The organism is Clostridium kluyveri, from assembly GCF_001902295.1.
Classification (GTDB): domain Bacteria; phylum Bacillota; class Clostridia; order Clostridiales; family Clostridiaceae; genus Clostridium_B; species Clostridium_B kluyveri_B.
Genome location: NZ_CP018335.1, coordinates 1,261,666 through 1,274,425 on the forward strand (window position 1 = coordinate 1,261,666; position 12,760 = coordinate 1,274,425).

Genomic DNA, 12,760 nt, shown 5'->3' on the forward strand with positions numbered 1-12,760 from the left:
TAATCTGAAAAGTAAAAAATAATATGGAGGAGTACCAATATGGTTTATTATAATGATATAAAAGAAATGGTAGGAAATACTCCTATACTAAAATTAAATAATCTTAATGTAAAAAAAGAGATTGGTATATTTGCTAAATTGGAGAGTTTTAATCCTGGAGGAAGTGTAAAAGATAGAATTGGATTATATATGATAGACAGTGCAGAAAAAAAAGGGCTTTTAAATAAAGGATACACTATAGTGGAGGCTACAGCAGGAAATACAGGATTAGGGGTTGCACTCGGAGCATTAAATAGAGGATATAAGGTTATATTTGTAGTTCCGGAAAAATTTTCACAGGAGAAGCAAATATTGATGAAAGCTTTAGGTGCAGAAATAATAAACACTCCAAAAGAAGAAGGTATGTTAGGTGCCATAGAAAAGTCTCAAGAGCTTCTTCGTGATATACCAAATTCAATTTCGTTAAAACAGTTTGAAAATGAAGATAATCCTAAAGCACATTATCTAACTACAGGTCCTGAAATATATATGGACATGGAGGGAAATATAGATTATCTTGTAGCTGGTGCAGGCAGTGGTGGAACCTTTACAGGTGTTGCACGGTATTTGAAAGAAAAAAATAAAAATATAAAATCAATTTTAGTTGATCCAGAAGGTTCTACTATGGGAGGCGGAACTGAAGGATGCTATGGTATTGAGGGTATAGGTAATAATTTTATTCCTGAAACCATGGATATGAGTTTAGTAGATAAAGTTATAAAAGTGAATGATGAAGAAGCCTTTTATATGGTAAGGAGATTGGCTGAAAAAGAGGGATTAATAGTTGGTTCTTCTTCAGGTGCAGCTCTGGTAGGAGCCTTAAAATTAGCACAGTCTATAGATAAAGGAAATATAGTTGTAGTATTTCCAGATAGAGGCGATAGGTATTTTAGTAAAAATATTTATCATTAAGCTAGAACAGAAATAGAAGTAATGAATATAATGATTAATGATAATAAATAAAAAAGGAGCGCCTATATTTGAATATACACGTAGTTCGTCCTGGTGATTCTATATGGTCCATAGCTAGAAGATTTGGAGTTACTCCAGATAGTATTATAGACGCCAATGGTATTGAGCCTCAGTTAAGTTTAGTAGTGGGAGAATCACTTGTAATTCCAACCAAAGAAAGAGCATACAGAGTAAGACCAGGAGATTCACTATGGTCTATATCTGAAAGATTTGGTGTCTCTGTAAATAGCATAGCCCAATTAAATAATATTTCAGACACTTCAGCCATTTATCCCGGAATGGTACTTAGAATACCAAATAAGTCAAAAAATTATGGTGTTATTGAAACTAATGGCTTTATACAGCCTTCTAATGTTAATAGAGAAACTAGAATTGTAAATGATGCAGCTCCATATTTGACTTATATAACTCCTTTTAGCCACCATGTTACAGCAGAAGGAGGATTGACTCCACTTAGAGATGAAACTATTATTAGTTTGGCCAGAAATAACAGAGTAGCACCATTGCTTTCTGTGACCAATTTATCAGGAGCAAATTTTGATACAGAATTAATAGGGAATATATTAAATAATGAAAATCTTCAAAACACCTTAATAACTAATATAATAAATACCATGGATAAGAAGTCCTATTATGGAGTTATAGTTGATTTTGAAAGGATTCCACCTTCTGATAGAGAAGAATACAATGATTTTCTTAGAAAATTAGTATCAAGAGCCCATCCATTAGGGTATGTGGTAGGAACCGCACTAGCACCGAAAACATATGATGTAACAGTTGGTGCTTGGCATGGAGCTCATGATTATAGAGCTCATGGCGAGATAGTTGATTTTGTTATAATAATGACTTATGAGTGGGGGTGGTCAGGAGGACCACCTATGGCAGTTGCACCAATTAATGAAGTACGTAAAGTAATAAATTATGCAGTAAGTGTAATTCCACCTAAAAAGATAATGATGGGAGTTCCTTTATATGGATATGATTGGACACTTCCTTATACTCCAGGGGGGGAATTTGCAGAAAGTATTGGAAACCAAGAGGCAGTAAATAGGGCTAGGAGATATGGGGCACAAATTAAATATGACACTAAAGCTGAGTCTCCTTACTATAATTATATAGATGAAGAAGGCAGAGAACATGTGGTATGGTTTGAAGATGCCAGGAGTATGGAAGCAAAATATAAACTTGTAAATGAATATGGATTAAGGGGTGTAAGCTTTTGGCAGTTGGGCAAGGCTTTTCCACAGAATTGGAGAATTCTAGACAACATGTTTCAGATTACAAAGGTTATACCACCTGTAAGTTGAAGGTACATTAAAAATATATATCTGTAAATTTAAAAAGGAAATTGATATAAAATTTATTGTTTATCAGTTTCCCTTTTTAAATTATATTAGTATGAATATATTTATAATTATGCGAACTAATTACGGAAGGTTATTAACAAAAATAATTGGCAACAATCACAATTTAAATATTAAAGCAATGGGGAAGGAAGAGTATATCACAAAGGCTTAGATGACTAGGTCTTTTTATTTTGTTTAAAACAGGAGGTTCATAATGGAGAATAAAAAAATAATGGAGTATTCTTAAATTCTGAAAATTGTAATGCGCAGAGGTTTATTTCACTTGCTTTAAGTCAAGGAGGCTACAGATGAATAAACCATATTTAACAGGATTGTGCATTGGACATAGCAACTAAGGTTATAGCTAAGCTTCAATCTCTAGGAAATACAGCTCATAATGTAAGACATTCCAGTGCATCCAGTGTTTCAAACAGCCTTTAAAAAAGATGTGATGCGGATTTATATAATTCATTAGGAAGTGGTAAGATAGCATCTGCAGTAGTTGAAGGTTTGATAGGGGTGGCTGTAACAGATTCTACTTCAAGTAGTGCAAGCTCTGATTTAATCACCGAAGTAAAAAACACAAAACTAAAGGCACAGCAACACTTCAATATAATATGAATTTGGATTACAATTCAAAGTTAAAGCACACTGATGGAAATATATATCAGGAAACCTTGGACAACCTCAAAAGCATTGGAAATATAATCAGGAAAGACCACAAGTCTCAGGTTGTATTATGGTTGCAGCAGAAATTAGAGTAGTAACAGTTCAAGAAATATTCAATGTCTCTTAATATTTCACACAGAAAAACATTAATATACCATTGGAATAACATGGGTGCTGCATTAAATCGTCATAAAGGATAACTAGAATATTAAGTATAGCAGCTGCAACAAATATTTTAAATTCAGGAGGTAATGAAAATGTTAAAAATGAAGTATAAAATAATTTCAGCTGTAATGCTTGCAGCACCATTGTTAATCAATACAGGAATTGGAACAACCGTCAGTGCACATTCTGCCAGCAACAAACCTGCGGTGGTTTGTAAGTCCAAATACAAAACGCCTGCCAAACCAGTAAAGAAAGTAGTAAACAAGCATAAAGTTAAGGCATCAAATACCAAACCAGCACCAAAAGTAGTACATTCAGCAGCAAATGCTCATAGATAGTGATATTTCAACATGAATAAGCCTATTGGGATTTTATCGGTAGGCTTATTTCATAGAATCAGGTTAATAGGGTAAGCTTGTTAAATAAGAGACGAGTAATACTATAAAGGATTATTTTATTAATAATTTCCTTCATTTCTGCTATTGATAATATTTGTTTCTGCCATTAAATTAGAAGAGTCATAAAATATAAAAATAGAGATAATTACAATAAGATTATCTCTATTTAAAGCTTATTAAAAATGTTAAAAATTATAATACGTCATATCCTCTTTATTTAGTAATGATATATTATACTTCTAATCAGTAAATGCATTTAATGTTGTATTAGTACTGCTTGATTTTGTGTTAAAATTCCTATTATTACTAAAATATCTAATTGAGATTTCAAATTTTTTGTTGTTAAAGCACCTTTATTGAATAGATTTAATATTGTTGTCTCTTGATCTTGAGTTATAGTTCCTGATGTTACTAAATTATCTAATTTAGTCTTAATATCTTCAAGAGAGAAACTTGTATTTGAAATAGTTGTTGAATTATCTACACTAGGCACTGGTACTGTTGGTTTTACTGGTGCTGGTATTTTCCAATTAGAACCCCAACCAGTAAATGCATTTAACGTTGAATATTCTTGATTTTGAGTTATAGTTCCTACTGTTACTAAAATATCTAATTGAGTTTTAAAATTTGATATTTTAGTTATCTGACCATTATAATACAAATTTAGTATTGTTGTTTCTTGATCCTGAGTTATAGTTCCTGCTGCTACTAAATTATCTAGGTTAGTCTTAAAATCTGAAAAAGAATAATCAGTAGGAGTCGAAGTATCTACATTAGATACTGGTACTGTTGGTTTCACTGGTGTTGGTATTTTCCAATTAGAACCCCAACCAGTAAATACATTTAATATTGAATATTCTTGACTAGTAGTTATGGTTCCTGCTGCCACTAAGGCACATAATTGAGCCTTAAAGGTTTCTCCTGTTGTTATTTTATTATTATAGTACAAATTTAATATTATTGTTTCTTGATTTTGAGTTATAATTCCTGCTGTCACTAAATTATCTAATTTAGTCTTAAAATCTGAAAAAGAATAATTACATGAAGTATCAATTATAGTTGGTGTGTACTGGTGGATAGGATATGTATTAATTCTATCAGGATATCCTTGGTTGTTGAATTTTGAATCATCATTTGGATTGCTGCGTCCTGGATTATTTCTTGAATTATTGTATCCTGGGTTATTTCTTGAATTATTGCTTACACTATTACATCCTGAATTCTTACCAGAACTTGCATGAACTGTTGTAGTAACTCCTGTATTCAATAATAATGGTGCTGCTATCACCAAAGTTGAAAGTAATTTGTATTTCATTCTTTGCATAACTTTTTCCCCCTTAAATCTTATATATTAGTTAACATTATATACTAGAATTGTATTTTTAAAGTCAATTGTCTGTGTGAACTTTATGTTATTGTAAAATTAACACAGGTATTGATAGCAAAAAATATAGTTTGAATGTAATACTACGTAATGATTTAACAACAAAATACATGAAGTAAGGGTTCCCTGAATGAAAAAGTTTAAAGAATTATAGTACTATTTGTTACAATAGAAAAGAATTCAAAAAATTAAAATACACCTATTGGACTAAGTGTATTTTAAAATGTAACTGCTGAAGTTAAAATTAATTCATATCAATTTTAAGATTCACATAATGCCAGCTTCTCATAATGTTTATATAAGGAGTGAAAATCCCCGGTATAATTTTTGTGCCAGGGTTTTTTCTTTCCACAAAAGTGAATTATAGAAGTATTATTAATGATATAATCCATATTAATATCTCCCTTGCTTAGAAGTCTATTATATTTGTAATATCTCGGATCATAATTAAATAGTATTTCATCGATTTTTTTTATATGTCTAGAATATAGTGCATTGATTATATCTTGATCTGGTAGTATAAGTTTGTTTTTATTTTTATCCACAAATTCATATATTTGGTCTTCTTTTATTATATTTTTTTGAAGATTAATATTCATTAAAAGAACTCCAGAGTTGTAATATGTTTCAATTTCGTAGGGTTTAAACCTTAATTTATTAATTTCTTTAACGGGTAATGTACTGTGGTGTGCTGCAGCATAAAGATATTTAGAAATATCAATATCATATAAGTTTCTTATTTGATTTATAACAATAATGTCTGGATCAAGATATAATATCTTATTTATAGTTGAAGGCAGAAATTTAAATGCCAGCAGCCTATAATATATTTCTTTAGTATAGTGTTTTGTTAAAGGGGCGTGTTTAAAATATTCATCCTCTATAGTTATAATGAAAAGTTTATGACCTTCTTTTTCTATAAATCGAGCTATATCATAGAATTCAGTTTCTTTTATATTTGAATGCATTATATAAATACAAAATTTTTCTTTTGGATTATTTAAAAATAGTGATTTAAGCATAACTTTTAGTGGTTTTAAATAATTTGAATCTAATGTAACAAGAATGTTCATCTATATTTTCTCCATATTAATAATTTTATTTTTAGGCTGTCATTTTACAAACACTCCTATGTTCTTCAAAGTAAAAAATAAATCCAGGCAAACTCCACCTGAAAGAATAACTTCATAAATTTACTATAGCATAAATACTGATATCCTAGAGTTGGGATTTTAAAATTAGATATAGAAACTATGTAAAAAAATTAGAATTTTCTCCATAACTTTTATTTTTTACATAGGAAATAAAGTTATGAACTGCAGGGGCAAAATATTTATTTTTTTTGTAAGCAAGATGAATTTGTCTGGAATACTTAATATTTTTAATGTGTAGTTTTTTTACTTTGGCATATTTAAGAGCAGGTGCTTCAGCTATAATGGATACTCCAAAATTTGCAGCCACTAAGGCAGAAAGAGCATATTCATCAGAAGCTTCACATATAATCTTTGGATGTAAATCCATATTTTTTAATAACTTTGAAGTAAGTTTGCCTAATCCAGAAGCTTTATCATATCCTACTAAGGGATAAGGCTCAATATCTCTTAAATCAACACTATCCAATTCTGCTAAAGGGTGATCTGGCGGAACGATTACAAACAGTTTTTGATCAAAAATAGGAATAAAAATTATATCTGGTTCCTCTTCTACATAGGATGCAAATATTAAATCATATTTGTCGTTTTTTAAACCCTCTAGTAATTCATCAGTAATCCCCTGTTTAAAAGTAAAAGTAACATTTCTGTTTTCTTCTAAGTTTAAAAAGCTGCGTACTGTTTTTGGAATATAATACTGGGATAATGGGAAAATATATGCTATATCAACATGGCCCTGATCACTACTGGCTAGCTGCTTCATATCTTTTTTAGCATTATCTAATTCATGTAATATTTTTTCTACATGATTTAAAAATATTAAACCATATTTTGTTAGCACAACATTTCTACCATTTTTTTCAAATAAACAAAGTTCAAGTTCTTCTTCTAAATTTGCTATGGACTTACTCAGACTGGGTTGGGATATATTTAATTTTGCAGCTGCTTGTCTAAAATGTTGTAAATGAGCAATTTCCCTAAAATAATATAATTGATTTAAATTCATTGGGTCATCTACCTCCCCTATAATAAAGATAACATAAATGATAGTAAAAAGCTATTAATAAACATTAAAATATATATTAGAATTATCAAAGATATTAGACTATAATATAAGCATAGTATGTTAAAAAAGTAACTAAGTTGTTTGTTGGTATGATACTATTTATAATACTCTAAGTATTATAAATAGTATGGTATTTAGCTTATTTTAATATTAGTGATATAGCTATAAAAGTTACTTGAAATTAATGAGTTATATTGAAATAAATATTTAAACTCTAGAAAGGGAAATTAAAAATGGGAAGTATAGTTAAAGTAAGAAATATAGAATTAGGTGAAGGAGTTCCTAAGATTGCAGTTCCATTTGTAGGATGTGATGAAGAGGAAATAATGGAGGAAGTAGCTGGTGTAAAGACAACTAAACTTGATATTGTGGAATGGAGAATTGATTATTACAGATATGTAGAAGATGTTGAGAAGGTAAAGAAACTTTTACAAGAAATGAGAAAAAATTTAAATAATATTCCTATATTAGTGACCTTTAGGACTGTTAAGGAAGGTGGAAAAAAGGAAATCAGTCTGGAATATTATATAGAACTTAATAGAGCAATTGCATCTACTGGAAATGCTGATATGATAGACATTGAATTATTTATAGCAGAGGATAAAGCAGTAAAAAAAGTTGTAGAGGAACTTCATGAATATAATATAAAAGTAATTATGTCAAATCATGATTTTCACAAAACTCCTCATAAAGATGAGTTAGTATCAAGAATGTGCAGGATGCAGCAGTTAGGTGCAGATATAGCTAAGATAGCAGTAATGCCATGTAGTACAAAAGATGTACTTGAACTTTTAAGTGCTACTTGTGAAATGAAATGTAAACATAATGATACTCCAATTATTACTATGTCTATGGGAACTCTTGGTGTTATCACCCGTTTGGCAGGTGAAACTTTTGGATCAGCATTGACTTTTGGTTCTGCTAAAGCTGCATCTGCACCAGGACAATTAGAAGCAAATGAGCTATATAAGGTGCTTCATCTCATTAGTGAATATAGATAACTTAAAGACGCATAAAAACCCATCCAAATGTTTTAGTATAGTAAGCGACCAAACAAACCAATTAAAACAAAGGGATAGGGTTCATATATTGTAACACCATTATATAATATTAAGCCAGCAATTGGCAAGCATAAATAAAATATGAAAATTAAATTAAAAGGAGAAGATTTATTATGACTCAAAAAATTACAGGACATACAGAACTTATAGGATTAATTGCATATCCAATCAGGCATTCAAGTTCACCGGAGATGCATAATGAGGCATTTCAAAAATTAGGTTTGGATTATGCTTATCTTGCTTTTGAGGTTGGTAATGAGAACCTAGAAGACACTATAAAGGGATTTAGAGCAATGAAAGTACGGGGTTCTAATGTATCAATGCCTAATAAAACTGTGGTGCACAAATATCTTGATAAGCTATCGGAGGCTGCAGAACTTTGTGGAGCAGTTAATACAATTGTAAACGATAATAATGTGTTAACCGGACATATTACAGATGGAATTGGATATATGAAATCATTAGAAGATGCAGGAATTAATATAATAGGTAAGAAAATCACAGTTGCAGGAGCAGGGGGTGCAGCTACAGCAATTGAAATACAGGCTGCTTTGGATGGTGTGGCTGAAATATCAATATTTAATCGGAAAGATAAATTTTTCGAAAGAGGTGAAAAAACAGTAAAGGATATTAATGAAAGAACTAAATGCAAGGCAATTTTATATGATTTGGCAGATTTGGATAAACTGAAGGAAGAAATTGCAGATAGCTGTTTATTTGCAAATGCAACTGGAGTTGGAATGAAACCTTTAGAGGGACAAACATATATTCCCGATACAAGCTTTTTCAGACCTGATTTAATTGTGACAGATACTGTTTATGAACCAAGAAAAACAGAATTATTGAGAATGGCTAAGAAAGCTGGATGTAGAACTATGAACGGCTTGGGTATGATGTTATTTCAGGGAGCTGCTGCTTTTAAATTATGGATGGGAAAGGATATGCCTATTGAATACATGAAAAAGGTATTAAATATTGAATATTAATTTTTAAAATATTTAGAATGGTCATGCAATATATATAGAAAAAATCTATATATATTGTACTTACAATTGATTATATGAATGTATGAATCACTTGATAATGGAGGAATAAAGATGAAAAAATATAAAAATATTTTTAGTTCGCTAAAAGTAAAAAATATGGTATTAAAGAATAGAATAGTTATGCCCCCTATGGGTACCAATTATGCAGGACAAAATGGAGAAATAAGAGAAGAGCATATTAAGTATTATGAACAAAGGGCTAAAGGGGAAACAGGATTAATAATTGTGGAAAATGCTGCAGTAGATTTTCCATTAGGGTCAAATGGAACAACACAGCTTAGAATAGATCATGACAGCTTTATACCTGCTTTATATAACCTAACTGAAAAGTTACACAAATATGGTACAAATGCAGCAATGCAGATCAATCACTCAGGGGCTTCTGCTGTACCAGGCAGAATAGGCTGCCAGCCTGTATCTTCTTCAAATATTCCATCTAAAACCGGTGGTTCAATACCAAGGCCTTTGGAAAGAAAAGAAATATTAGATATAGTTGAAGAATATGCCAAGGCAGCAAAAAGAGTTCAAATAGCTGGTTTTGATGCAGTAGAAATACATGCAGGACATTCCTATTTAATCAGTCAATTTTTATCACCAATTTATAATAAACGTAGAGATGAATTTGGCGGAAATATTGAAAATAGAGCCAGATTTGGAAGAATGCTAATTGATAGTGTAAGAAGAGAAGTAGGACCTATGTTCCCTATAATAATAAGAGTTAGTGCAGATGAGCTTATACAAGGAGGGAATACTCTGCAAGATACACTGAGAATATTAGATTATTTAAATGATGAAGTTGATATTTTTGATGTATCTGCAGCTTTAAATGACTCATTACAATATCAGATAGATAAGATGGATCTTGCAGATGGATGGCGTTCATATATGTCTCAAGCTATAAAGGAGAAGTTCAATAAACCAACTATTACAACAGGAAATATAAGAAATCCGGAAGTGGCTGAGGAAATATTAGCTCAAGGAAAGGCCGACTTAATAGGAATGGGCAGAGGATTAATTGCTGAACCTAAATGGGCATTGAAAGTTAAAAATGGACAAGAAGATATGCTTAGAAAATGTATATCCTGTAATATTGGATGTGCAGGCCATAGAATAGGATTAAACAGACCAATTAGATGTACTGTTAATCCTGATACTATATATGAGGATGAATATAAAAATAAAAAGGTAAAGAAACAAACAAATGTAGTAGTCATCGGAGGGGGAACCAGTGGCCTTGAAGCAGCTTGTACAGCAGCAGAATTGGGGTGTAATACTTTTCTGTTTGAAAAAAAACCTTATTTAGGTGGGCTCGCAAAAGAGATTTCAAAGTTTCCAGATAAATATAGAGTTTCTTATTTTCCTGAGTATTTAATTAAAAGAGCTAAGAAATTAAATAATCTAACCATATTTACTGATACTAAAGGTAATGTTAAATTAATAGATATTGTAAAGCCGGATATTATAGTAAATGCCACAGGTTCAAAGCCTTTACTTCCACCTATAAAGGGCTTATTAGAAAATATTGATAAAGAGGGAGGAAAATTATATTCTATATTTGGATTGTTGAACAGAATACATGAATTTGAAAATGTAAATTTTGATGGTAAAAAAGTAGTAGTCATTGGCGGAGGAGCAGTGGGGTTAGATGTTGTAGAATTCTTTTCTGAAAGAAAAGCAAAGACCTCCATAGTTGAGATGTTACCTATGATTGGAAAAGACTTAGATGTAATTACTAAGATTTCTGTAAAAGAGATTATAAAGAAATATAATGTTAACGTAAATACAAATACAGCTCTTACAGAAGTGGCATCAGATCACTTTAAAGTAAAAAAAGATGACAATGAAATAGTTATGAATTTTGATTATGGCTTTGTATGTCTTGGCATGAGAGCTGAAAATCAGGGATTGGAAAAGTTAAAAGAGCATTTCCAAGATAAAAATGTGGAAATAATTAATATAGGAGATAGTTTTAGGGCAAGAAAGATAATAGATGGGGTTAAAGAGGGAAGAGATATTATTCTTACACTAGAAAAGATAAACGCTATTTAGTTAGAGTTATTATAGTATAGGTAGAATAAAGAACTCTAATTTTCAATTAAGTTAGAGTTTTTTTATTTTTTTAGAATATATTCTTTCATAGTAGAAGATAATATTAAAATGTTATGTAAAGTCACTGAGGAGAGAGGAGAAATTTATAACCTATGAAGATTATAGGAAAAAATATTTTCATTAAGATTACATCTATGGTTATAATTTTAATTTTTATGATATTTCAAGGAACTAGGGCAGTAGGCGCTTCTGAAGGTGGGTGAGGTATCTTTAAAAGAAAAGGTAAGTATATTAAGAAGAAGTAAGAAAGCTCACAATAATAAAAAATATTCTATGGCAATAAGAGGGTATAATCAAATCATAGAAGATAAATCTCTGCCTGTCCATATTATAAATGAAGCGAGAGTATGTAAATTATTAGCTGAGCAAAAAGCGCCTGTTTCAAAAAAGTATTCATTTTCACCTGATTTCATGGAAGTATGTGAAAATGGGAAAAAATATTATAAGGACAATAAATGCAGCTATTTTTTATATAAGGATTATGATACCTTTAAAAAATATTTCAATCTTCAACAGGATTGGGTTTATGTTGAATCGGATCATTTTAAATTTGATCACAAAGGTATACCCATGGTAAAGTACAATGATGAATTTTACTATAATACGGTAACTGTCTGTCAATATGGTCTATGGCTATATGATAGATATATTGATAATAAAGAAGATAAAGAGAAATTTTTAAATGCAGCAGATTTTCTAATAGATACTATAAAAAAGGATGGTTCTTTTCGGTATGAATTTAAATACCATCACTATGAACCTTTAGATGTGGGCTGGACTTCTAGTATGTCACAAGGTCAGGCATTGAGCGTATTTGCCAGGGCCTATAATCTAACTAAAGATGTAAAATATTTAAATTCTGGAGGGAGAGTTTTAAAATATTTGCTTACGCCTATTTCTAAAGGTGGAGTAATGGATAATTTAGAAACATTGGATGATAGACTTAAAGACAAAGTGTTTTTCCAGCAGTATGTAAATTCAACTTCTACCTATACTTTAAATGGATTTATATTTACTTTAATTGGTCTATATGACTGGAGCAATGTAAATTGTCCAGGGAATATATATTACAGCAATATAGCGAGAGAGTACTGGGATAAAGGGCTAAATAGCCTGAAACTCATTATACCTTATTATGATATAGGAGAATTTACAGCCTATGATCTTCATCATGTTGTAAAGAAATCAAAACCAAGCAGTTCAGATTTTTATCATTCGGTGCATATAGAACAGATGAATGCACTTTATAATATTACAAAAGACCATTATTTTAAAAATATAAGAGATATGTGGATTTCTTATGTCAGAGAATAAAAAATTATTAATAGTAATATAAGAGAAATATGTCTTCTTA

The 12,760-nt window shown here is 30.5% G+C and carries 11 protein-coding genes; 7 read left to right on the forward strand and 4 right to left on the reverse strand.

Annotated elements, in window-relative coordinates; all coding sequences use genetic code 11:
• Positions 1-39 precede the first annotated feature (39 nt).
• Together cysK and BS101_RS06375 are read left to right on the forward strand one after the other, a co-directional pair.
• Positions 40-951: a cysteine synthase A gene (gene cysK / locus BS101_RS06370; protein WP_073538057.1), complete on the forward strand. Its 912-nt coding sequence runs from the start codon at positions 40-42 to the stop codon at positions 949-951.
• Positions 952-1,019: 68 nt separating this feature from the next.
• Complete coding sequence (locus BS101_RS06375; RefSeq protein ID WP_073538058.1) at positions 1,020-2,318, forward strand: LysM peptidoglycan-binding domain-containing protein; 1,299 nt, start codon at positions 1,020-1,022, stop codon at positions 2,316-2,318.
• Positions 2,319-2,794: 476 nt separating this feature from the next.
• Here BS101_RS06375 and BS101_RS24215 read toward each other — a convergent pair whose 3' ends face one another.
• Positions 2,795-2,926 carry a hypothetical protein gene (locus BS101_RS24215; RefSeq protein WP_265874005.1) on the reverse strand — a complete coding sequence of 44 codons (132 nt, stop codon included), beginning with the start codon at positions 2,924-2,926 and terminating at the stop codon, positions 2,795-2,797.
• A 357-nt stretch (positions 2,927-3,283) separates the two neighbouring features.
• On the opposite strand from BS101_RS24215, the gene BS101_RS06380 reads away from it, so the two are divergent.
• Entirely contained in the window at positions 3,284-3,529 is a 246-nt protein-coding gene (locus BS101_RS06380; protein ID WP_012101854.1) for a hypothetical protein, read from the forward strand.
• A 316-nt stretch (positions 3,530-3,845) separates the two neighbouring features.
• On the opposite strand, the gene BS101_RS23705 is transcribed toward BS101_RS06380, so the two are convergent.
• The 3 genes from BS101_RS23705 to BS101_RS06400 all read right to left on the reverse strand — a co-directional run bounded on the left by BS101_RS23705 (position 3,846) and on the right by BS101_RS06400 (position 7,130).
• Positions 3,846-4,913 (reverse strand): hypothetical protein, encoded by a 1,068-nt coding sequence (locus tag BS101_RS23705; protein ID WP_242951412.1) that lies wholly within the window; start codon positions 4,911-4,913, stop codon positions 3,846-3,848.
• Between the two features lie 320 nt (positions 4,914-5,233).
• Positions 5,234-6,046, reverse strand: coding sequence for a glycosyltransferase family 8 protein (locus BS101_RS06395; protein WP_073538060.1), 813 nt, complete (start codon positions 6,044-6,046; stop codon positions 5,234-5,236).
• Between the two features lie 178 nt (positions 6,047-6,224).
• Positions 6,225-7,130 (reverse strand): LysR family transcriptional regulator, encoded by a 906-nt coding sequence (locus BS101_RS06400; protein ID WP_073538061.1) that lies wholly within the window; start codon positions 7,128-7,130, stop codon positions 6,225-6,227.
• Between the two features lie 293 nt (positions 7,131-7,423).
• Here BS101_RS06400 and aroD point away from each other — a divergent pair, with 293 nt between their 5' ends.
• From aroD to BS101_RS06420, 4 genes are all read left to right on the forward strand, one after another.
• Positions 7,424-8,191: a type I 3-dehydroquinate dehydratase gene (gene aroD, locus BS101_RS06405; RefSeq protein ID WP_073538062.1), complete on the forward strand. Its 768-nt coding sequence runs from the start codon at positions 7,424-7,426 to the stop codon at positions 8,189-8,191.
• 173 nt (positions 8,192-8,364) lie between these two features.
• Positions 8,365-9,237, forward strand: coding sequence for a shikimate dehydrogenase (locus tag BS101_RS06410; RefSeq protein ID WP_073538063.1), 873 nt, complete (start codon positions 8,365-8,367; stop codon positions 9,235-9,237).
• 111 nt (positions 9,238-9,348) lie between these two features.
• A complete protein-coding gene (locus BS101_RS06415) occupies positions 9,349-11,346 on the forward strand; it encodes an FAD-dependent oxidoreductase (protein ID WP_073538064.1) in 1,998 nt (665 codons plus the stop codon).
• Between the two features lie 255 nt (positions 11,347-11,601).
• Positions 11,602-12,720 carry a D-glucuronyl C5-epimerase family protein gene (locus BS101_RS06420; RefSeq protein ID WP_073538065.1) on the forward strand — a complete coding sequence of 373 codons (1,119 nt, stop codon included), beginning with the start codon at positions 11,602-11,604 and terminating at the stop codon, positions 12,718-12,720.
• Positions 12,721-12,760 lie beyond the last annotated feature (40 nt).

Bases quoted from the DNA above. Each gene is read 5' to 3' on its own strand.
- BS101_RS06400 (WP_073538061.1), bottom strand. From the start codon at position 7,130: ATGAATTTAAATCAATTATATTATTTTAGGGAAATTGCTCATTTACAA.
- BS101_RS06380 (WP_012101854.1), top strand. From the start codon at position 3,284: ATGTTAAAAATGAAGTATAAAATAATTTCAGCTGTAATGCTTGCAGCA.
- cysK (WP_073538057.1), top strand. From the start codon at position 40: ATGGTTTATTATAATGATATAAAAGAAATGGTAGGAAATACTCCTATA.
- aroD (WP_073538062.1), top strand. From the start codon at position 7,424: ATGGGAAGTATAGTTAAAGTAAGAAATATAGAATTAGGTGAAGGAGTT.
- BS101_RS06415 (WP_073538064.1), top strand. From the start codon at position 9,349: ATGAAAAAATATAAAAATATTTTTAGTTCGCTAAAAGTAAAAAATATG.
- BS101_RS06395 (WP_073538060.1), bottom strand. From the start codon at position 6,046: ATGAACATTCTTGTTACATTAGATTCAAATTATTTAAAACCACTAAAA.
- BS101_RS06410 (WP_073538063.1), top strand. From the start codon at position 8,365: ATGACTCAAAAAATTACAGGACATACAGAACTTATAGGATTAATTGCA.
- BS101_RS23705 (WP_242951412.1), bottom strand. From the start codon at position 4,913: ATGCAAAGAATGAAATACAAATTACTTTCAACTTTGGTGATAGCAGCA.